The organism is Nocardiopsis valliformis DSM 45023 (assembly GCF_000340985.1).
GTDB lineage: Bacteria > Actinomycetota > Actinomycetes > Streptosporangiales > Streptosporangiaceae > Nocardiopsis > Nocardiopsis exhalans.
This window is the reverse complement of sequence record NZ_ANAZ01000002.1, coordinates 434,016-454,000: the sequence shown is the minus strand read 5'-3', so window position 1 is coordinate 454,000 and position 19,985 is coordinate 434,016. Positions and strand designations below refer to the sequence as shown.

Sequence of the window (19,985 nt, the reverse complement as noted above, 5' to 3'; positions counted from 1 at the left end):
ATCGGCACTTTCCTCCGAGGAGTCTCATGACCTCCGCAACCCCCCACCGCCAGGGGCCACAGCGCGGCCGACGCTGGCTGGCCGTGGCCGCCCTCGTCACGGCCCCTCTGGTTTCCCTGGCCCCACTCACCGCCGTGCCCGCTGCAGCCGACACCGCGGACCCGACCGAGCGCCTCGACGACCTGCGCTCCGACATCGACGCCATCCTGGAGGACCCCGCGCTGGAGGGCGCGACCTCGGGGGTGGTGGTCACCGACGCAGACACTGGTGAGGTGCTCTACTCGCGTGACGCCGACACCCGGCTGCTGCCCGCATCCAACATCAAGGCCTTTACCGGCGCCGCCGCGCTGGAGGTGCTGGGGGCCGACTACACCTTCGAGACGGAGGCCGTGGTCGAGCGCCGTCCGGGCCGGGGCGACGTGCCGGAGCTGTACCTGGTCGGCGGTGGCGACCCGACCCTGGCCGAGACGGACCTGGACGCCATCGCAGCCGACGTGGCCGCTTCCGGGGTGACCTCGGTCGGCGACCTGTACGCCGACGACTCGTGGTTCGACGACCAGCGGCTCGTGGACGACTGGTGGCCCGAGGACGAGCCCTACGCCTACTCGGCGCAGATCTCGGCGCTGACGGTCGCTCACGGAGAGCGCTTCAACACCGGTGTCACCGAGGTGACCGTGACCGCAGGGGCGCAGGGCAACCCGGTGAGCGTGGACCTGGGCGCCGCCGACGGGTACGTCGAACTGGACAACCGAGCCGTCACCGGACCGGCCGGGGGTGTGAGCAGCCTGGTAGTCGACCGCCCGGTGGGCACCAACACGATCGAGGTGACCGGGTCGCTGCCCGCGGACGCCGGTCCGCTGGTGGCGCTGCGCACCGTGGACGACCCGGCTGGGCTGGCCGGGCACCTGTTCGCCCAGGCGTTGGAGGACAACGGCGTCGCGGTCAAGGGCGAGGTGGCCCGCGGTGAGGTGCCCGGCGAGTGGCACCGGCCCAGGGTGGTCGCCGAGCACTCCTCCATGCCGTTGGGCGAGGTTCTGGTCCCGCTGATGAAGTTCAGCAACAACGGGCACGCGGAGATGCTGGTCAAGAGCATCGGCCGGGAGATCGCGGGCGAGGGCTCATGGGAGGCGGGCCTGGCCGCCCTGGAAAAGGCGCTCCAGCAGGTGGGGGTGGACACATCCGACCTGGTCCTCAACGACGGGTCGGGGCTGTCCCGGGGCAACTGGGTCACCGCGAACACCGTCGTGGACCTGCTCGACAGTGTCCAGGACGCCTCCTGGTACGAGGTCTGGCACCACTCGCTGCCGGTGGCGGGCGAGCGCGACCCGTGGGTCGGCGGCACCCTGGCCGCGCGGATGGGCGGTACCGCGGCGGAGGGGGCCGCCCAGGCCAAGACCGGCACGATGACCGGGGTCAGCGCGCTCTCGGGTTACGTGCAGGGGCCGGACGGCGCAGAGCTGTACTTCAGCGTCGTCAACAACGATCACACGGGCGCGGCGCCCAGGCACGTGCAGGACGCGATCGTGGTCCGGCTGGCCGAGTACCTGGGCAACCAGGCCCCGGCGGGTACGTTCACGCAGCGCGAGGCGGGCTCCGGCCCGGGCAACGGTGAGCTGGAGTGCTCCTGGGAGCTGACCTGCTGAGAAGCTGACGACCGCCCGCTGAGGCGATCAGACGGCTGAGCGGTGTGGGCCCGTGGGACGTGTTCCCGCGGGCCCTTCGCCGTGGGGCCCTTTCCGCCGGGCCCGGTCGCGGGCCCGGTCGCGGGCCCGGGGAGTTATCCACAGGCTGAGGACACGGACTGCCGCCGGGGCGGCAGAGGTGGCAATGTGGACTCCGGCAGCACCATCCTCCCGGCACCCCAGAACCTGGTGTCTCCGCGGCCTCGCGTTCCTACAACCAGCGCCTCTAAGACAACCCTGTGTCAGCCCTGTGTCTTCACGTCCCGGCAACCCTGTCCCCTGATCTCGTGCCGCTGTGACCCTGTGCCCTTCTAACCCTGTACTGCTGTAACCCTGTCCTGCTGCAACCCTCTGCCTCCGCAACGCTGTGCTGCTGTAACGCTGTGCCGCTGTAACGCTGTGTCTGCACCTCGGTGTCCTCGCGCCGCAGTGCGTCTGCAACCCTGCACCTCTCACCCTGTGTCCCCGTGCGTGCGTCTCCACGTGCGTTTGGGGCGGACTCCTCGGAAGGGCGTTCATGGAAACGCTGACCGTCGCCTCGGTGTTCGGCATGGTCGTCGGACAGGTCCTGTCGCTGATCCTGCTCGTCCTGGTGCTGTTGGGCCTGGGCAAGCTGGCCAGCCGGCTCATGGACGTGCCGTTCAACCTGCCGAGGCTGGCCCTGGCGGCACTGTTCGGGGCGCCGGTGGGCGCTGTGGGCGCGATCCTGGCCTACTACGGCACCTTCGAAGCGCTCAACTCCACCGAGTCCGCCGAGATGGATCAGCCGGGGTTCATGGCACTCATGCTTTTCGCGATGGCGGTGGGCGCGATGCTCGCCTTCGTCGGCCTGGAACTGCTCCTGCCCCGGGGTACCAGAGTCCGGCCGGTCGCCATGGTCCGCGAGGCCAGGGGCTGGTTCGGCCGGATGGGGCGCTACCGGCGCATCCTGTGGATCCTGGCCCGGCACGGGCTGGGCGGCTACGTGCTCGGCCGGAGAGAGGGGGTCGAGGACACCTCGGTGCAGCGGCGCCTGGCTCGCTCCCTGGTGCGCTCCATGGAGGAGGCCGGGGTGGTGTTCGTGAAGCTCGGCCAGGTGCTGGCCACCCGGCGCGACCTGCTGCCGCCGGTGTTCGTGGAGGAGCTGGGCCGCCTGCACAGCGAGGTGGCCAAGGTGCCCTTCGAGCAGATCCGTGAGTGCGTGGAGGGCGAACTGGGCCGGGAGTCCGGTGCGGTGTTCGCCGAGTTCGACCCCGAACCCCTGGCCGCCGCCTCCATCGCTCAGGCCCACCTGGCCCGGCTGCACGGCGGCGAGGAAGTCGTGGTCAAGGTGCAGCGGCCCGGGATCGGCCCGGTGGTCAAGCGCGACCTCGACATCATCCGCAGACTCGCCCGGCGCTTCGACGAGCACACCGATTGGGGGCCCGCGATCGGAGTGCTTGAACTGGCGGAGGGGTTCGCCGAGGCGCTGCTGGAGGAGCTGGACTTCGAGGTGGAGGCGGCCAACATCGCCGCCGTCGCTGACGCCACCGGTGACTCCCCGGTGCGCATCCCGCAGGTGTACGACGCCTACACCAGCCGCCGTGTCCTGGTGATGGAGCGACTGCACGGGACCCAGGTCGGCGGGGGCGACCTGTCCCCGGAGGAGGGGGAGCGGACCGCCCGCATCCTCCTGGACTGCCTGATGGAACAGGTGCTGATGAGCGGGATCTTCCACGCGGACCCGCACCCGGGCAACATCCTGCTGCTCGACGAGGGCGGGGTGGGGCTGTTGGACTACGGGTCGGTGGGCCGGTTGGACGCCCAGACCCGGGAGGCCCTGCAGATGATGCTGCTCGCCATCGACCGGGGCGACGCGGTGCTGCTGACGGACACCCTGCTCGACGTGGTCGACGACCCGGGGGAGATCGACACCGAGCGGCTGCGTCGCTCGCTCGGCCAGTTCATGGCGCGTTACCTGAACGGCGGAACCACCGCCAGCATGCGGATGTTCACCGAACTGCTGATGCTGGTCACCCGGTTCGGGTTGGTGCTCCCGGCCGAACTGGCTGCGGTCTTCCGGGCGATGGCCACCCTGGAGGGAACGCTGGTGCACCTGGCACCGGGCTTCGACACGGTGGCCGAGGCCAAACGGTACGCAGGGGCCCGGATGTCCGAGCAGCTGGGCACGGGCAACCTGCGCCAGATGGCGTCCGGGGAGCTGATCGCCTTGCTGCCCACCCTGCGCAGACTGCCGCGCAGGCTGGACCGGATCACCGACCAGCTGCACAAGGGCCGGTTCACCGTGCAGGCTCGGATGTTCGCCCACCCCGAGGACCGAAAGCTCCTGCGCTCGGTGGTGCGCCGCGCGGTCATGACCGTGTTGGCGGTGGTCACCGGATTCATGTCGGTGGGGCTGTTCAACGTCACCGAGCGGCCGGGGGTGTCCTGGCCGGAACTGGCCACCCACACGCAGGCGCTCAACCTGCTGGCGTGGCTGTTGCTGGCGACCACGGCAATGTTCGTGCTGCGGCTGCTGGTGGATATGGTCCGGGACGGCGGCGACCGCGAACGAAGATGACCGCTCGTGGCGTTGACCGCGTGCGGCGTTCCGGGGCCTCGCCACCGGGCTCAGTCCAGGTGCGCGGGCCCGGGGCGGGCCCAATGCCGGTGCAGCAGCGTGATCTGCTCGGGCACGACCCGCGACGGCGACAGCTCGGGGAGGTCGTCTACCTCGAACCACGCTACTTCGCTGGTCTCTTCGCTGGTGAAAGAGGGGTCTAACTCGTCCAACGGCGCGCACACGAAGAGGAGCTTGTAGATGTGCCTGTCGTACACCGGGGTGTGCGGCCACAGTTCCCGGTCCACAACCCCCGCGAGGTGGACGGCCCGCACGGTGAGTCCGGCCTCCTCGGCCACCTCGCGTTCGATCGCCTGCCGGGGGCTCTCCCGGATGTCGCACCATCCGCCCGGCAGGGACCACCGGTGCAGGTCGGAGACCTCCCGCACGAGCAGCACCCTGCCCGAGGGATCGAAGACCCCAGCGCGCACGTCGACCTTCGGAGTGGTGTATCCGGCAGCCGAGGCGACCGTTCTTTCGTAGGCGGGCAGGTCCTCGGCGGTGACGGCCTGCATCAGGTCGCGGGCTAGGGCGCCGATGCGGTGGAAGCGCTCGATGTCGAAGCGGTCGGTGCAGTACGCCAGCCCCGACTCCGCCTGCGCTGTGAGCTCCATGGCGATGCGCCGGACCCCCTCCGTGGAGAGGGGATCTGAGGACGCAGAGCCCGTGGTCGGGTGCTCGGAGGGTGGGTGAGCTGTGTTCACCGTGTTCCTTGGGGTCGGGTTCCTGGGGCTCGGGTTCCTCGGCGTTCGCTGCGGGGGCGACGGGGTCTCAGAGGGCGGCGCGTTCGCGGTCGATGAGGCGGCGCAGGGCCCGGTGGACCTCGTCGGCGTCGGGCGGGGGGTTGGAGGTGCAACAGCGCAGGAAGTACCCGTCCGAGGCCGCGGCCACCCCGGCCCGGGCGTCGGGATCGGGGAGGTAGGGCGTCAGGAAGGCGTCCACGGCCGCTGTCCAGCGGTCGACCTGCTCCCGCAGCGCGGGTCGGCGGGCCGCGATGAGGAAGAGCTCCATCTCAGCCAGGGCGTGCGCCCGGTCGCTTCCGGCGCCCTCGGCGATGAGGGCGGCGAACCCGCGCAGGGCCTCGTCCGGGTCCTCGGGCAGGGCATCGACCACCCGCACGTAGGCGTCGTTCACCCTGGTGAGGGTGTCGACCAGGAGGTCGTCGACGGTCGCGTAGTAGTAGGTGACGGTGCTGGGCGGGACCCCCGCCTCGGCGGCGACCCGGCGCTGGCTGACGGCGGTGACACCGTCCCGTGCGATGACCTCCATAGTGGCGTCGAGGAGCAGGCGGCGCCGCTGCTCGCCCTTGCGCCGGCGGCCGTCACTGATGTTCTCCGGGTCCTCGACCCGCTGCTTGGTGCTCACGTTCGCCCATCCTGCCCGAAGCTGTCCGGCGGTCAGTGCTGACCGCCCATCTCCAGGGCCATGACCCCGGCGATGACCAGCGCGATTCCGCCCACCTGCATCCAGGTCAGGGATTCGCCGAGGAAGACCGCCCCGATGACCGCGAGCAGGGCGACCCCGGCGGCCGCCCACACACCGTAGGCCACGCCGAGCGGCATGCCCCGGCTGAGCGCCTGGGAGAGCAGGTAGAACGCCCCGGCGTAACCGACGACGACGAGGACCGAGGGCAGGAGCCTGGTGAAACCCTCGGAGAACTTCAGCGAGGTGGTGGCGAAGACCTCGAGGAGGATCGCGCCGACCAGCCAGATCCACGGCATACCGCTTCTTCCTCTCTCCTTGCTGCCTGAAACCTGATCGAGTGAACAGCTTTCATTCTCCAGAAACCTGATCGAACGAACAAGATTTTAGTTCGGGCATGATGGCAGGGCAAGCAGAGGCGCTTTCGGCGGTCGGAACCTCACCCCCTGGTGGGCTGGGACCGTACCCCCTGGGTGTATTCTCAGCGGTTCTGGGAGCGGTGGGCATGCGTCCCGGATAACCGCTCCATACCGATGCGCGAAAGTTCAGAACCTTTTCCGTGTGGGAGCGTCTTACTTCAGAGCAGTAGGCAATAGGTCGGGTTCGAGTTTCAGCTATGGAGGTCCAGACGTGACGGGGAAGACCCACCCGGCGGTGACGCGTCGGTTCGGCATCGGACTGGTGGCGCTCGCGCTCGTCGCGACCGCCTGTACGTCCGGCGACGCCGAGACGCAGAGCAACGGCGATGCCGTTGACGCCGAACCGGCCGAGCTCAGCATCACGCCGGAGACCGGTGCCGAGGAGATCGCCCCCAACACCCCCATCCGGGTTAGTGCCGAGCACGGCGTCATCACCGATGTCCAGGTCGACCAGGTCGTGGTCAGTGAGGCCGCGGTCGGGGGCGAGGAGAGCGACGACGACGGCGACCTCTACGCCATGACCGGCACCCTCAACGAGGACGAGACCGAGTGGGTCAGCGACTGGAACCTGCGCCCCGGCTCGGAGGTCGTGGTGACCGCCACGGCCGAGAACGGGTCCGGTGAGGAGACGGAGTTCAGCGCCGAGTTCACCACTCACGACGCGGTTCCCGGTCAGCGTCTCGAACTCGTCTCCAACTTCCCCAGCTCCGGTGACACCGTCGGTGTCGGCATGCCCGTGGTGATCAACTTCGACCTGCCGGTCAGTAACAAGGCGCAGGTGGAGAACTCCATGAACGTCATCGCCGAACAGGAGGTCGCTGGCGCCTGGAACTGGGTCACCGACCAGATGGCGGTCTTCCGGCCCGAGCAGTACTGGGAGGCGTACCAGGAGGTCACCGTCGACCTGAACCTCGCCGGGGTCGAGGCCTCCGAGGGTGTCTTCGGTGTGCGCAACTACCAGATCAACTTCGAGATCGGCCGCGAGCTCATCGCGACCATGCACGTGCCCGACCACGAGATGGTCATCGAGATCGACGGCGAAGAGGACCGCGTCATCGAGGTGAGCAACGGGGCGGCCAACCGTCGCTTCGATACCACCACCACCGGTGTCCACGTGCTGATGGAGCGCTACACGCAGCTGACCATGGACTCGGCGACCGTCGGTATCCCCGAGGACGCCCCCGGCTCCTACCGGGTGGACGTGAACTACGCGGTGCGCACCTCCAACAGCGGCGAGTTCGTGCACGAGATGTCGGCCAACGGCAACATCGGTTCGGCCAACACCTCCAACGGCTGCACCAACATGCGCTACGACGACGCCAAGTGGTTCTTCGACAACACCCTGATGGGTGACATCCTCGACACCACCGGTACCGACCGCGAGTTCGAGTGGGACAACGGCTGGGGCTACTGGCAGAAGTCCTGGGACGAGTGGCTCGAGGGCAGTGAGACCAGCGAGCCGCAGATGACCAGCTACGGTACGCCCGGCTCCGTGCACGGCGAGGACCTGTGACCCTCAGGTAGCGGGCACGGTCCGGGGCGCGTAGGCCCGGAACGAACGCGAGGGGCGTCACGGTGCGAACAGCACCGCGGCGCCCCTTTCCGCTGCCCGCTGGCCCTCGGGCCGCACACTCAGATCTGGGTGTCCCCGGTGGCCGCTGGGATGCCGCCACCGGCCACCGAGGCACTCAGCTTCGCCACGATGGCGTCGATCACCAGCTCGGTGACGGCGGCCATGTCCACGGCCTCCGGGTCCAGCAGCCACTGCACCTGGAGTCCGTCCATGGTGGCGAGCACCGCGGCGGCCGCGGAGCGGGCGGGGGAGTGACCGCTCGGGCCCGGGGTACTCGCGGCCGTTCGGTGCTCGGGGCCGATCCGGTCCAGTACCGCGTCCTCGACCTCCTGGCGCAGCACCGTGTAGCGCTCGCGGAACCACTCCTGGGCGGGGTGTCCGGCGGTGGCGCTCTCGGCGGACAGCACCGCGTACAGCTGGGTGGTCCCGGGGCGTTCGGCGTTGCGCTGGGCGGTGGTGACCAGGTGGTCGAGCATGCCGCTGCCCTCAGGGGCGGGTTCGTTGTCGTCGCGCAGCTCCAGCACCGCGGTGAGCAGGTCGGTCTTGGACCCGAAGTGGTGCAGGACCCCCGCCGGGGTGATGTCGAGCATCGCCGCGATGTCGGCCAGCGAGGTGTTGTTGAAGCCCTGGGCGGAGAACACGTCGGCCGCGGTGCGCAGGATCTGCTCGCGCCGGTTCACCCGCTTGCGCGGGGTGCGCTCGGGGGCCCGGCCCTCGTCGGAACGCGTCTGCGCGGGGCTCGTCTCGCTCATTCCTGCTCTCCACTTCCTCGTACCGCACGGGTACTCCGGGCGGGTGGCTCGGGGGTTCGCGCCCGGTTGGCCACCACGCTATCGAGACTTCCCGATCCTCTCTTGCTTAATGAACATTCAGTAACTGGCCTCTCGGTAGACGAAACGCAGACCAGGCGACTGGGGGCATGAACCTTCCCGCATCCCCGCAGAGGGCCGGGCGGCGCCTTCCGGCCCGTCCGCGCCGGGCCCTCACCCGAGCTCTTCGGAGGTCCCGCCGCGCACAGCCGTTTCTCCCCTACCTCACGCTCGCAGGCCGCACAGGGGATCGACACAGGTGATCCGGGTGCGCCCGACCAACAGCACCGGGTGGTCATCGTCCACGGAGAGAACATGGACGGGCTCCCAGTCCCAGGGGTTCTCAGGGGTGGGGATGTACGGGAGGTCGTCGGGGTGGTCGGCGATCCAGTCGCTGTCGTACAGGCCGTCGATCGGCACCGGACCGGACCGGGTCCACAGCGACTGGGCGGTCAGCAGGAGCCGGGCAGCGGGGCGAGGAAGAGCACCAGCAGGATCTTGAGGCCGAGCGCGGTCCCGAGGGCGGGGCCGGTTCCGGCCACCGTCTCAGCCATGCGCTCCCCGATCTCCTGGGGCAGCAGGAGCAGGGCAGCCGTGGGGGGCCACGGCAGGGGGCGGGCACGGATCCTCGGTGGGGCAGGGGGTTCGGGGCAGGGGGATCCGGGAGCAGGGGGCCGCGGCCAGACTACTGGCGGCCCTCCGAGGCGCTCCGTCAGGTACCGCGGTCGGCACTGAGCGTGGCGTTGCGGGCTCCGCCGGGGAAGTCACCGGCTCCGGGCGAGGCGTGTTCGGCGGCCAGGCGGCGCATCCCCTCCTCGCTGGGGGAGCCGGGTTCGGCGCAGTACAGCATCACCCGCTGGTCGGTCTCGGGGACGTGCAGCACCTGACACTCGAACTCCAGGTGGCCGACGAGCGGGTGGTCCACACTCTTGTGGAAGCCGCGCCGCTCCTGCACGGCGCGCTCCTCCCACAGCCGGGAGAAGCGGGGCGAGGTGCCCAGCAGCGTGGTCAGCATCCGGTTGATGCCGGGGTCGCCCGGGTAGCGGGCGTAGGCCGCGCGCAGGTCCGCGACGGAGTTGCGCTCCATGCAGTTGGCGTGGGGGCGCTCAGCCACCTGAGGGTCGTCGTCGGGGCGCCGGAACATCCACATGATGATGTTGCGCTCGGAGTCGTCGACCGTGGCCATGTCACCGATGAAGTGGGCGGCCAGCGTGTTCCAGGCCAGGACGTCGTACTTGGCGTCCAGGACGTAGGCGGGGGTGGCGGTGAGGCTGTCCAGCAGGTGCCGGACGGCAAGGGAGATCTCCCGGACCGGGGCGCGGACCGTCGGCGGTTCGGCTCCGGCCACCCGGAACAGGTAGGCGCGTTCGTCCGCGGAGAGCACGAGTGCCCGGGCGAGCGCGGACAGCACCTGGTCGGAGGGGTTCGGCCCGCGGGCCTGTTCCAGGCGCACGTAGTACTCCACGGACATCCCGGCGAGCTGGGCGACCTCCTGGCGGCGCAGCCCCGGGGTGCGGCGCCGTCCGGTCTCGGGGAGCCCGACGTCGGAGGGCACGACCCGGCCGCGGCGGTCCCGCAGGAACGCTGCCAGTTCGGAACGGTCCGCCATCACGTCCTCCTCGGTGCTCCGGTCGCTGCGGGCTCTCTTCCAGAGTGCCTGAGTCGGACGCCGATGACACTGGTACTGCCGGTACCACCATCGGCCGGCCCCTTTTCCCGGCGCGGTCGGGTGCCCACGATGGCCCCATGAGTGAGAGTCGGAACAAGCAGAGCACCAACGGCAACGACACGAGGATCGCCCTGGTCACCGGGGCGAACAAGGGCATCGGGCTGGAGACCGCACGGCTGCTGGGGGAGGCGGGCGCGACCGTCCTGCTCGGCGCGCGGGATCCGGAGCGCGGCTCGGCCGCGGAGCGGGACCTGCGGGACGAAGGGTTGGACGTGCACCTGGTGGCCCTGGACGTCACCGACCAGCAGAGCGTGAAGGCGGCCGCAGCGCGGGTGGAGAGCGAGTTCGGGCGGCTGGACGTGCTGGTGAACAACGCGGGTGCGGCCCTGGGCTTCGGGGCGGCCCCGAGCACCTCGGACCCGGATCAGCTGCGCACGCTCCTGGACCTGAACACGGTCTCCGTGGTGACGGTGACCAACGCGTTCCTGCCGTTGCTGCGCCGGTCAGCGGCGGGGCGGGTGGTGAACGTGTCCAGTCAGGTCGGCTCGATCGGATCCATGACCGATCCGGAGGGACCCTTCTTCGGGATGTCCGGCTCGCCCGCCTACCCGGTGTCCAAGGCGGCGGTCAACATGCTCACCGCCCTGTACGCGAAGGAGCTGGCGGATACCTCGGTGAAGGTCAACGCCGCCAACCCCGGGTTCTGCGCCACCGACCTCAACGGGCACAGCGGTCCGCGCAGCGCGAGGCAGGGGGCGCTGGTCAGCCTGCACCTGGCCAACCTGCCCGAGGACGGGCCCAGCGGGGTCCTGTGGGGGCACCTCGCCTCGGCGGAGGACCTGGAGAGCTACGGTGTCCTGCCCTGGTAGTCCCGTAGTCCCGTAGTCCCGTAGTCCTCGAACCGAACCAGGCGGCGCGGGGCCTCTGTGCCCCGCGCCGCTGACGTTCACCAGGCGCGGACCCCGCCGACCGGGGCGGGCAGGCGCTCCTGGAGCCAGGTCCAGGTGCCGTCGTTCTCGGTGAACCGCCGCTGGACGCGTTCGACGTCGTCTATCGGGTTGCTGAACACCTCGCGCCAGTCGCCGGCGGCGCGTTCCTCCAGGTAGAGGCTGCTCGCGTCGGTGCGCATCCGCACCGCCTGGAGGGTGCGGGAGGAGCCGTCGTTCAGCTGAATGCGGTAGTAGGCCATGGGATTCCCCTGGGTGTCGTCCTGGAAAGTGAGGACGGTGGAGTCCGGAACACGCGCGTTCGACGAAGCTGGAGGATCTGTCTCCCCGACACGGCGGGACCTCGTTGGGCGGGCCGCGGGTTCGGTGGCCGGAGTGCCACTCGGGCGGGAAACAGGCGCGGGTGCCGGGGCACCGTGCTGTCCGCGTTCTCGGACTCTACTCCGGCAGGGTTGGACACGTAGGGTAAACAAAAGAATCCGAAGTGAAATCAGGGAGAACGCTCCCCGACCCACTCCGGATCCCCTGTGGAGAAGCCTGTGCAGAAGTCCTGTGTGGAAGTTCCGTTCAGCCCTCCTGCTCGGAGAGCCTGGCCCTGGCCTCCATCAGGGCGAAGCCGAGCAGGTTGCGCCCGCGCCACAGGTGCGGGCGTTCGGCGTTCTCGTTCTCCTTGCCGATCCCGATCCCCCACACCCGGTCGCGCGGGCTGGCCTCGACCAGGACGCGCTCGCCGGTGCCGAGCAGGAAGGCGCGCAGGTCCTCGTTCTGACCGAACTTGGCGACGTTGCCCAGGACGGCGATCTCGAAGCGCTCCCGCTCCCAGGCCTCCTCGTCGAAGCCGCGGACCTCGCGGCCGATTTCCTTGGCGTCACGCGGGTGACCTGCGGCGAGGATCCGTTCTTCGGCTTCGGTGTCCCCGAATAGCCGCGCCTTCCCGGCCATCATGAAGTGTTCGGCGGTGGGGTAGTCGGTCCCGTCCACGGTGAAGTCGGCGGGCCACCACTGGGACAGGCAGCTGGCCGAAACCCCGTCGGGTGGTGGCTGGTGCCCCCAGAAGTGCAGGTACTTGATCCGTCCGTCGATCCGGAGCAGATCCTCCACGGTCCTCGCGTCGGCAGGGTTTCGTGTGCCTGTCATGATCGGGAGTTTCCCAGAACCCCATGGTGTTCCGGTAGCCCTTTTCCCGGGTTTCTCGTGTTCACGGGCCTCTGGTCGGGTTCCGGTCGCGAGTGGGCCCTGAGGGACGATTCCACCTGGACCAGTGGTGGGCCCGCTGCTGTGTTCGGCGAGTACGGGAACGCCCGGGGCAGATCGGGGCGCGTCGTAGTAGCGTTGCGGAAAGCCTCAGAAGCCTTAGGTCAGCGGGGTTGCCGTCCGCGGTGGTGCCGATGGTCGGCGGGGCGTCCTCCTCGTGCGCGGAGGCCGTCCGGGGGCGTCTTCGGGCGGGCCTGGCCACCAGACCAGTCGGTCGGCTTGCGGGCTCACGCGGGGACGTGGCTCGTGTGCGGTAGCGTCACAATTGAACGCTCAAGTATTTCAGGGGGCTCGGGTCCGATGGCCGAGACGCGCTGGCTCGACGATGGCGAGCAGCAGGCCTGGCGTGCCTTCCTGATGGCCGTCAACCTGATGGACGGGGCGCTGGACCGCCAGCTCAGACACGACTCCGGGCTACCGCACGCGTACTACCAGATCCTGGCGATGCTCTCCGAGGCGCCCGGGCGCGAACTGACGATGACCCGGCTGGCCCGTCTGCTGCGCTCCTCGCCGAGCAGGCTCTCGCACGCGGCCGCACGGCTGGAGGGCGACGGGATGATCCGCCGGTTCAAACGGCCGGAGAACCGGCGCACCACGATCGTCGAGATCACGCCCGCGGGGATGAAGGTCCTGGAGACGGCCGCCCCGGGCCACGTGCACGAGGTGCGCCGGGTCCTGTTCGACACGCTCAGCACCGAGCAGGTGGGGCAGCTGCGCGAGATCTCCGAGTCCATGCTGTCCGCGCTCGATCCCCAGGGCGAGGAGCCCAGGTACGCGGACCCGGACGGAACCGGCGCCCGGGACTGAGCGGGGTTCTGTTGTCTGCCCTGGCCAGGGCAGATGCGGGTCTTACCCAAATCTCACGGAACTCTCACCTGTCCACGCTATGTGTCCGAGTGGATGCGTACTAATATGTGGCTTCCCTGGAAAAGGTTGCGCTCTCAAGTGTTGGAACCGCACGCCCGAGAAGTCCGCCTGGTTCCGGGGGTACCCGCTCACAGAAACAGGAACCACCATGACCGAATCGCTCAGGCTCAAGATCAGTGACATCACCGCCCTGCTCGCCAGGGTCGTCATCGGGGTCGTCTTCATCGCCCACGGGCTGCCCAAGGCGACCGACCTCAACGGCACCGCCCAGGGCTTCGAGGCGATGGGCATCCCCTTCCCGCAGTTCTCCGCCCTCCTGGGTGCCGCCATCGAGGTGGGCGCGGGGATCGCGCTCATCGTCGGCTTCGCCCTGCCCCTCACCGGGCTGGCCCTCGCCTTCATGATGGGTGCGGCGTACTTCTTCGTCCACGTCGGCGACCCCCTGGTCGGCGGCTTCGAGCTGCCCCTGGTCCTCGCCGTCGCCGCCCTGGCTCTGGGCTTCTCCGGCGGGCGCTACTCGGTGGATCGACTGCTGCCCTGGGGTCGCGTCCGCCAGGAGAGCAGGACCGCGGAGTCCGTGCCGGCCTGACCCGCCCGGACTGATTCGGCGTCCGTCCTGACCAGGGGCCCGAGAAGTCACCCCGGTCGGGGATCGCACCGCTGACACGGCCGCCCGGCGAGGGAGCTGGGCGGCCGTTCGTGTTTTCCGAGGCCTCGGGTACGAGGTTCCTGATGTCGGTCGGAGTTGGAGGCCGTTCCCCATCCCGCTCAGGCAGCCTCGGACAGGCTGACCGCGTGCCTGCGGGTCTGGGGACACTGAACTCTGCCTACTATGTCTAGCCATGCGTATTCTCGTGGTCGAGGACGATGACCGGGTGGCCCGCGGGCTGGTGACCGCGCTCCGGGCGGCCTCCTTTGATGTGCAGCGGGTGGCCACGGCCGAGCGGGCGCTTTCGGCGCCGGCGGCCGACGTGGTGCTGCTCGACCTCGGGTTGCCCGACGCCGACGGGATCGACCTGTTGCGCAAGCTCCGGCAGCGGCCGCAGACGGCGATCATCGCGGTGACCGCGCGGAGCGAGGAACGCGACCGGGTGCGCGGGTTGCGGGCAGGGGCCGATGATTACGTGGTCAAGCCCTTCGGCGTCGCCGAGCTGCTCGCGCGGATCGAAGCGGTACTGCGGCGGACGCGGTCGGCGCGGGCCGAACCCGAGAGGGAGGATCCGCCGTTGCGGGTCGGGCCGCTCACGCTCGACGTCAACTCCCGGGAAGCGCGGGTGGAGGGCGAACCGCTCCCGTTGACGCGTAAGGAGTTCGATCTGCTGCGTCTGCTGGTGGAACGTGCGCCCAGGGTGGTGGCCCGGGACCAGATCCTCGACCAGGTGTGGGGCGCCGCCTGGGAGGCCTCCTCGCGGACCCTGGACACCCATATCGCCTCGCTGCGCGCCAAGGTCGGTGCGGTGCCGCGGATCCGTACGGTGCGTGGGGTCGGCTACATGCTCGACGAGGCCTGACCCGTGCTGCGGCGGCTCCTGACGATCCTGCTGCCGGTCGCCTTCGTGCTGGTCGCGGCGGTGCTGGCCCCGTTGGGTGCGGTCATCGCCCAGCAGCAGACCCAGCAGGTCTACGTCGACCGCCTCGCTGACGCAGGGCGGTTCGCGGCACTGGCCCGCACCGCTTTGGAGACCGATCGGGGCAACGCCCTCACCCAGGAGATGGCCCGGTACGAACAGCTCTACGGCATCCCCGCCGTCGTGGTCGCCCCCGACGGAAAAGTGGTGGCGGGCTCGGGCGACCGTCCCCGGATGCGGGAGGTGGTCGCCGAGGCGGCCGAGACCGGTGGGATCACCGCGGCCCTGGCCGGGGAGCGCCCGGAACCGCCGACCACGGTGTGGCCCTGGGAGTCGGGGCCGCTGGTCGTCGCCGAACCCATCGGCCGAGACAGCGAGGTCGCCGGTGTCGTGGTGCTGGTCTCGCCCACCGACGAGCTGGCCGGGGCCATCCTCGGCACGTGGGGGTGGATGGCGCTGTTCAGCACCCTGCCGTTGGCACTTCTGGTGTCCGCGTCCATGCCGCTGTCCCGCTGGGTCCTTCAGCCGATTCGGCGTCTGGACGAGGCCACCACGGCGGTGACCTCGGGTGACCTGGACGTCCGTGTGGACGCCGAGAGCGGCCCGCCGGAGCTGCGCCGGCTCACGGACTCCTTCAACACGATGGTGGAGGTGGTGCGCCGTGCCCTGGAGCGGCAGCGTTCGTTCGTCTCCGAGGCCTCCCACCAGCTCCGCAACCCGTTGGCCAGTCTGCGGCTCTCGGTGGAGAACCTGGCGCCCTACCTGAAGAGCCCGGAGGCGCGGGAGGCGCACGCGGTGGCGATCGACGAGACCACCGTCATGCACCGCATGCTGAACTCGCTGCTGGCCGCGACCCGGCTGGAGAGCGTGACCGGTTCCGAAGTGGTCGAGGTCGCCGGGCTGGTGGACACCCGGGTGGCGCGCTGGAAGGCGCTGGGCGAGTCCCGCGGTATCGAGGTGACCACGGACCTGCCCGATCACGTGTGGGCGCACGCCCCCGCGGGCGGGCTGGGCAGCATCCTCGACGAGCTGGTCAGCAACGCCCTGCGGCTGTCCGGCGGAACCCGAATCGAGGTGCGCGCCGAGGACGGGGAGCAGGTGCGGATCGGGGTGCTCGACGACGGTGTGGGGTTGCCGGAGGAGGAGCGTGAGCTGGCCCTGGGCCGCTTCTGGCGTTCGCCCAGCCACCAGAACACCGAGGGCACCGGGCTGGGGTTGGCGATCGTCGCCGACCTGGTGCGGGAGTCCGGTGGGCGGCTCACCCTGGGCGACGGCCTGGCCCAGGAGGGCAGACGCGGGTTCGGTGTGGTGATCACCCTGCCCCCGGCGGAACCTCCGGCCCTTGAGGACGGCTCGGAGGACGACTGAACCACCTGGGGCGACTCAGCCCGGTGTCGGGGTGTCGGACCCCTGGGAGGCGGGTTTGTTGTCCCGGTACCAGCTCTCCGCGCCCGGGTGCAGGGGTACGACGCCGGTGGAGATGCCGGTGCGCACGTTGATCTGCGCTGCCTCTGGCCTCTGTTCGGCCACCCGGGAGGCGCCCGTGTACACGCTGTCGGTCACCACGTAGACGAGGTCCTCGGGCAGGTCGTTGCGGCACAGGAGCAGGTTCGGTATGGACATGGTGGGGCAGGCCGCGATACCCGCGTACGTCGTGGCGGGGATGGTCGCCGGGAAGTACGCCTCGGGGTAGACGGCTGCCATCTCGTCGGCGGTTTCGGCCAGGTCGATCAGGCGCAGCGCACGGAGTTCGGCGAGTTCGGCGATGGCGGGCGTGGGCAGACCGGTCAGGGAGAACATCGCGTCGATCTCACCGGAGTCCAGGGCCTGGGCGGAGTCGGCCTGGTCGAGTCTGACCACCTCGGGCCGCACTCCGGTGACGTTGATGATCTCGTCGACGGTGAACTCGGTGCCGGAGTTGACGGCGCCGATCGACACCCTCAGGCCCTCCAGGTCGGCCAGCCGCCGGACCGGGGACTCCTGGGTCACGACCAGGTGCACGAAGCTGTCGTAGAGTCGGCCCACCGCGCTGACCATCGACCCTGGGGCGGCGACGTCGGTGTCCAGGCTGGAGTCGAGGCTGGACAGCCCGAGGTGGGCTTCGCCCGCGTCCAGGAGGATCAGGTTGTCGTGGGAGGCTCCGGTCTCCACGGTGACGACCTCCTGGTCGGGCATCCGTTCGTCAAGTAGTCGCGCGAGCTCCCCACCGATCTCCCGGTAGACGGCTCCCGGTGGCCCGGTGGCGATCACGATCCGGCTGAGCCCGGGGGCGGGGTTGCGTGTGCAACCGCCCACAACGACCGGAGTGAGGGCTCCGGCGGCAGCCAGGAGGGCGGCTCGTCTGGTGAGTCCTGTCGGTCGCATACCCGCAGCTTAGACGCGGTGAGGCATGGGTTGAGCGGACGAACCCACATCACCTTGTGTCCTGTGCCATATACCGAACGTGGCTCTATGTCAGAGGAATCCCAAGAAATGGAGAGTTACTTTGCGCACACCACCCTGTGAGCTCACCATCTGTGGAGTCAGGACGTAACCCGGAGGTAATCCCGCGGCAATCCGCGGGTCGCGTCTCCGCAGACAGGTGCCCCGCGTAGTCGGCGCCCAATGGAGGAGGAACCCATGGCGACCCCGCAGGGCGTCGATTCCCCCGACACCTCGTCGGTCAAACGCGAGGAGAGGTCCTCGCACGTCATGACCCGAGGACGGATCGTCGGTCTCGCCCTGGGCCCGGTACTCGCCCTGGTGGTCTACCTCCTCATGCCGGAGATGCCCCTGCCCCTCGGCGAAGGAGAGACCGAGGAGGTCCTGTCGGTCAACGGTTCGGTGGTCGCGGCGATCACCGTCTGGATCGCCATCTGGTGGGCGACCGAGGCGATCCCGATCCCGGTCACCTCCCTGCTGCCGCTGGTCCTCTTCCCGCTCATGGTGGACGGCACCGCCATCGGCGACGTGGCCCCCTCCTACGGCTCCGACACGATCTTCCTCTTCATGGGCGGCTTCATGCTCGCCCTGGCCATGCAGAAGTGGAACCTGCACAAGCGCATCGCCCTCACGATCGTCTCCAGGGTCGGATCGAACACGGTCGGCCTGATCGGTGGCTTCATGATCGCCACCGGCTTCATCTCCATGTGGGTGTCCAACACCGCCACGGCCGTGATGATGCTGCCGGTCGGCCTCTCCGTCATCGCGCTGATCGCCCAGTTCCGGGGCGGCCGCACGGACGCGAACTTCGCCACCGCCCTCATGCTGGGCATCGCCTACGCCGCTTCCATCGGCTCCGTCTCCACCCTCATCGGTACCCCGCCCAACGTCCTGATGGTCGGATACCTGTCCGAGACCCACGGCATCAACATCGGCTTCGGCCAGTGGATGATGGCTGGCGTGCCGCTGGCCGTGGTCTTCATGCTGATCGCGTGGTTCGTGCTCACCCGCCTCTTCAAGCCGTCGATCAAGAAGGTCGAGGGGGCACAGGAGCTCATCCGCGACGAGCTCGACCAGATGGGGCGGATGTCCCGCGGTGAGAAGCTGGTCCTCACGCTCTTCGCCTTCGCCGCGCTGTCCTGGATCTTCGTCCCGATGATCGCCGACCTCGAGCAGGTGGCCGCTGTCGCCCCGTGGCTCGGTAGCGTGAGCGACGCCGGCATCGCGATGACCGTCGCCGTCCTGCTCTTCATCATCCCGGTGGACAAGAGGACCCAGCTGCTCGACTGGGACACCGCGGTCAAGCTCCCCTGGGGCGTCCTGCTGCTCTTCGGCGGCGGCCTGGCCATCTCCGCCCAGTTCACCAACTCCGGTCTGAGCTCCTGGATCGGCGGGCAGGTCTCCTTCCTGTCCGGCGTGCCCGTCTGGGTGCTGATCCTGGCTGTCGCCGCACTCGTCCTCTTCCTCACCGAGCTCACCAGCAACACGGCCACGGCGGCGACCTTCCTGCCGATCATGGGCGGGGTCGCGATGGGTATGGACATCGACGTGCTCGCCCTGGTGATCCCGGTCGCCCTCGCCGCCACCATGGCCTTCATGCTGCCGGTGGCGACCCCGCCGAACGCGATCGCCTTCGGCTCGGGCTACGTCAAGATCGGCGAGATGATCAGAGGAGGCGTCTGGCTCAACCTGGCCGCACTCCTGTGCATCGTGGCCGCCATGTACGGGCTGATGGCCTGGGCCCTGGGGATCTCCCTGTAGGCCAACCGACCACGGGCCGCACGAAGTAGAGAGCGGGCGGCCCCTTCCCCGGGACGGCGTTTCACCTCTCCCGAACGCCGTCCCGGCACTCCCACGGGCGCTCCTCCCGGTTCCGTCACCGTTCACCGGAACCGGGAGGGGCGCCCTCTTCGTGCGCCCGGGGCCTGTGCGTTCCGGTGTGAGCTCCCAGCCAGGCACGAAACACACCGAAACACAGGGAAACCCAGGCTTCACCGCGCGACAGGGTTCGTGAAACACGGGCTTCCTAGCGTCTGGCCCCATGGACACACCGATGTATACACGGCCGGCCGGCGCCGAGGAGGGCACCCTCTCCCGACGCGACCGTGTCTACGCCCTGATGCGTGAGGAGGTCCTGAGCGGCCGCGTCACGCCGCACACCCGCCTGGGCGAGGTCCGCCTCGCCGAACGCTTCGGGGTCTCCCGCACCCCCGTCCGCGAGGCCCTGGCCCGGCTCCACTCCGACGGCCTGGTCGAGCGCCGAGACAACGGCTTCTACGTGGCCGTCCCCAACCTCGCCGAGCTGCGCGACCTCTACGAGCTCCGGGTCGCCCTCGAACTGCGCGGGATCGCCCGTGCCATAGAGGACCGCACCATCCGGCACGACCCGCGGATCCTGGTCGACGAACTGGAGCGCTGGGAGAAGCTGAGCGCCGGTCCCCCCGAACCCGACCCCTCGTTCGTCCTCCTCGACGAGGAGTTCCACGCCGCCCTGTCCCGGGCCTCCGGCAACGGCGCCCTCACCGAGTCCCTGATCTCGGTCAACCAGCGGATCCGCCGCGTGCGCATGTACGACTTCCTCACCGAGGACCGGATCACCTCGACCATCAGCGAGCACATCCAGATCGTCGAGCACCTGCGCGCCGACGAACTCGACGCCGCCTACCGCGCTCTGCACGAGCACGTCGGCGCGTCCATGGAGGTCGTCCTGGAACGCGCCCAGCGCGCCCTGATCCAGATGGCGCTGCACTCCGACCTCTACTGACCCCCGCGCCCC

At 69.6% G+C, this 19,985-nt stretch carries 19 protein-coding genes; 10 read left to right on the top strand and 9 right to left on the bottom strand.

What is annotated here, in order from left to right:
- Positions 1–26: 26 nt before the first annotated feature.
- Together dacB and D457_RS0102655 are read left to right on the top strand one after the other, a co-directional pair.
- On the top strand, positions 27–1,643 hold the full coding sequence (gene dacB, locus D457_RS0102660; protein ID WP_017579092.1) for a D-alanyl-D-alanine carboxypeptidase/D-alanyl-D-alanine endopeptidase: 1,617 nt from the start codon (positions 27–29) through the stop codon (positions 1,641–1,643).
- A gap of 556 nt (positions 1,644–2,199) precedes the next feature.
- A complete protein-coding gene (locus D457_RS0102655; RefSeq protein WP_017579091.1) occupies positions 2,200–4,221 on the top strand; it encodes an ABC1 kinase family protein in 2,022 nt (673 codons plus the stop codon).
- Between the two features lie 50 nt (positions 4,222–4,271).
- Here the strand turns inward: D457_RS0102655 and D457_RS0102650 are convergent, their stop codons facing one another.
- From D457_RS0102650 to D457_RS0102640, 3 genes are all read right to left on the bottom strand, one after another.
- A complete protein-coding gene (locus tag D457_RS0102650; protein WP_017579090.1) occupies positions 4,272–4,874 on the bottom strand; it encodes an NUDIX hydrolase N-terminal domain-containing protein in 603 nt (200 codons plus the stop codon).
- 157 nt (positions 4,875–5,031) lie between these two features.
- Complete coding sequence (locus D457_RS0102645) at positions 5,032–5,625, bottom strand: TetR/AcrR family transcriptional regulator (protein WP_017579089.1); 594 nt, start codon at positions 5,623–5,625, stop codon at positions 5,032–5,034.
- 32 nt (positions 5,626–5,657) lie between these two features.
- Positions 5,658–5,981: a DMT family transporter gene (locus D457_RS0102640; RefSeq protein ID WP_017579088.1), complete on the bottom strand. Its 324-nt coding sequence runs from the start codon at positions 5,979–5,981 to the stop codon at positions 5,658–5,660.
- 331 nt (positions 5,982–6,312) lie between these two features.
- Between D457_RS0102640 and D457_RS0102635 the strand changes: the two genes are divergently transcribed.
- A complete protein-coding gene (locus tag D457_RS0102635; protein WP_026116258.1) occupies positions 6,313–7,614 on the top strand; it encodes a L,D-transpeptidase in 1,302 nt (433 codons plus the stop codon).
- A gap of 119 nt (positions 7,615–7,733) precedes the next feature.
- Here the strand turns inward: D457_RS0102635 and D457_RS0102630 are convergent, their stop codons facing one another.
- The 3 genes from D457_RS0102630 to D457_RS0102615 all read right to left on the bottom strand — a co-directional run bounded on the left by D457_RS0102630 (position 7,734) and on the right by D457_RS0102615 (position 10,092).
- Entirely contained in the window at positions 7,734–8,426 is a 693-nt protein-coding gene (locus D457_RS0102630; protein WP_017579086.1) for a TetR/AcrR family transcriptional regulator, read from the bottom strand.
- 282 nt (positions 8,427–8,708) lie between these two features.
- Positions 8,709–8,903: a hypothetical protein gene (locus tag D457_RS0102625; protein WP_017579085.1), complete on the bottom strand. Its 195-nt coding sequence runs from the start codon at positions 8,901–8,903 to the stop codon at positions 8,709–8,711.
- A gap of 292 nt (positions 8,904–9,195) precedes the next feature.
- On the bottom strand, positions 9,196–10,092 hold the full coding sequence (locus tag D457_RS0102615; RefSeq protein WP_017579083.1) for a helix-turn-helix transcriptional regulator: 897 nt from the start codon (positions 10,090–10,092) through the stop codon (positions 9,196–9,198).
- 137 nt (positions 10,093–10,229) lie between these two features.
- On the opposite strand from D457_RS0102615, the gene D457_RS0102610 reads away from it, so the two are divergent.
- Entirely contained in the window at positions 10,230–11,021 is a 792-nt protein-coding gene (locus D457_RS0102610) for an SDR family oxidoreductase (RefSeq protein ID WP_017579082.1), read from the top strand.
- A gap of 77 nt (positions 11,022–11,098) precedes the next feature.
- On the opposite strand, the gene D457_RS0102605 is transcribed toward D457_RS0102610, so the two are convergent.
- Together D457_RS0102605 and D457_RS0102600 are read right to left on the bottom strand one after the other, a co-directional pair.
- A complete protein-coding gene (locus tag D457_RS0102605; protein WP_017579081.1) occupies positions 11,099–11,341 on the bottom strand; it encodes a hypothetical protein in 243 nt (80 codons plus the stop codon).
- A gap of 325 nt (positions 11,342–11,666) precedes the next feature.
- On the bottom strand, positions 11,667–12,236 hold the full coding sequence (locus D457_RS0102600; RefSeq protein ID WP_026116257.1) for an NADAR family protein: 570 nt from the start codon (positions 12,234–12,236) through the stop codon (positions 11,667–11,669).
- A 417-nt stretch (positions 12,237–12,653) separates the two neighbouring features.
- Between D457_RS0102600 and D457_RS0102595 the strand changes: the two genes are divergently transcribed.
- The 4 genes from D457_RS0102595 (at position 12,654) to D457_RS0102580 (ending at position 16,156) form a co-directional block, all read left to right on the top strand.
- Positions 12,654–13,160 (top strand): MarR family winged helix-turn-helix transcriptional regulator, encoded by a 507-nt coding sequence (locus D457_RS0102595; protein WP_017579079.1) that lies wholly within the window; start codon positions 12,654–12,656, stop codon positions 13,158–13,160.
- 208 nt (positions 13,161–13,368) lie between these two features.
- Positions 13,369–13,809, top strand: a complete 441-nt coding sequence (locus D457_RS0102590) for a DoxX family protein (RefSeq protein WP_017579078.1) — start codon at positions 13,369–13,371, stop codon at positions 13,807–13,809.
- A gap of 253 nt (positions 13,810–14,062) precedes the next feature.
- Positions 14,063–14,731 carry a response regulator transcription factor gene (locus D457_RS0102585; protein WP_017579077.1) on the top strand — a complete coding sequence of 223 codons (669 nt, stop codon included), beginning with the start codon at positions 14,063–14,065 and terminating at the stop codon, positions 14,729–14,731.
- Between the two features lie 3 nt (positions 14,732–14,734).
- On the top strand, positions 14,735–16,156 hold the full coding sequence (locus D457_RS0102580) for a HAMP domain-containing sensor histidine kinase (protein WP_017579076.1): 1,422 nt from the start codon (positions 14,735–14,737) through the stop codon (positions 16,154–16,156).
- Positions 16,157–16,171: 15 nt separating this feature from the next.
- Here D457_RS0102580 and D457_RS0102575 read toward each other — a convergent pair whose 3' ends face one another.
- Entirely contained in the window at positions 16,172–17,152 is a 981-nt protein-coding gene (locus tag D457_RS0102575) for a TAXI family TRAP transporter solute-binding subunit (protein WP_026116256.1), read from the bottom strand.
- A gap of 255 nt (positions 17,153–17,407) precedes the next feature.
- Here D457_RS0102575 and D457_RS0102570 point away from each other — a divergent pair, with 255 nt between their 5' ends.
- Positions 17,408–18,970: an SLC13 family permease gene (locus tag D457_RS0102570; RefSeq protein WP_026116255.1), complete on the top strand. Its 1,563-nt coding sequence runs from the start codon at positions 17,408–17,410 to the stop codon at positions 18,968–18,970.
- Positions 18,971–19,250: 280 nt separating this feature from the next.
- Entirely contained in the window at positions 19,251–19,973 is a 723-nt protein-coding gene (locus tag D457_RS0102565) for a GntR family transcriptional regulator (RefSeq protein ID WP_017579073.1), read from the top strand.
- Positions 19,974–19,985 lie beyond the last annotated feature (12 nt).

Excerpts from the sequence above, each read along its gene's own strand:
- dacB (WP_017579092.1), top strand. The coding sequence starts at position 27 with ATGACCTCCGCAACCCCCCACCGCCAGGGGCCACAGCGCGGCCGACGC.
- D457_RS0102655 (WP_017579091.1), top strand. The coding sequence starts at position 2,200 with ATGGAAACGCTGACCGTCGCCTCGGTGTTCGGCATGGTCGTCGGACAG.
- D457_RS0102650 (WP_017579090.1), bottom strand. The coding sequence starts at position 4,874 with ATGGAGCTCACAGCGCAGGCGGAGTCGGGGCTGGCGTACTGCACCGAC.
- D457_RS0102640 (WP_017579088.1), bottom strand. The coding sequence starts at position 5,981 with ATGCCGTGGATCTGGCTGGTCGGCGCGATCCTCCTCGAGGTCTTCGCC.
- D457_RS0102630 (WP_017579086.1), bottom strand. The coding sequence starts at position 8,426 with ATGAGCGAGACGAGCCCCGCGCAGACGCGTTCCGACGAGGGCCGGGCC.
- D457_RS0102615 (WP_017579083.1), bottom strand. The coding sequence starts at position 10,092 with ATGGCGGACCGTTCCGAACTGGCAGCGTTCCTGCGGGACCGCCGCGGC.
- D457_RS0102610 (WP_017579082.1), top strand. The coding sequence starts at position 10,230 with ATGAGTGAGAGTCGGAACAAGCAGAGCACCAACGGCAACGACACGAGG.
- D457_RS0102605 (WP_017579081.1), bottom strand. The coding sequence starts at position 11,341 with ATGGCCTACTACCGCATTCAGCTGAACGACGGCTCCTCCCGCACCCTC.
- D457_RS0102600 (WP_026116257.1), bottom strand. The coding sequence starts at position 12,236 with ATGACAGGCACACGAAACCCTGCCGACGCGAGGACCGTGGAGGATCTG.
- D457_RS0102595 (WP_017579079.1), top strand. The coding sequence starts at position 12,654 with ATGGCCGAGACGCGCTGGCTCGACGATGGCGAGCAGCAGGCCTGGCGT.
- D457_RS0102590 (WP_017579078.1), top strand. The coding sequence starts at position 13,369 with ATGACCGAATCGCTCAGGCTCAAGATCAGTGACATCACCGCCCTGCTC.
- D457_RS0102585 (WP_017579077.1), top strand. The coding sequence starts at position 14,063 with ATGCGTATTCTCGTGGTCGAGGACGATGACCGGGTGGCCCGCGGGCTG.
- D457_RS0102575 (WP_026116256.1), bottom strand. The coding sequence starts at position 17,152 with ATGCGACCGACAGGACTCACCAGACGAGCCGCCCTCCTGGCTGCCGCC.
- D457_RS0102570 (WP_026116255.1), top strand. The coding sequence starts at position 17,408 with ATGGCGACCCCGCAGGGCGTCGATTCCCCCGACACCTCGTCGGTCAAA.
- D457_RS0102565 (WP_017579073.1), top strand. The coding sequence starts at position 19,251 with ATGGACACACCGATGTATACACGGCCGGCCGGCGCCGAGGAGGGCACC.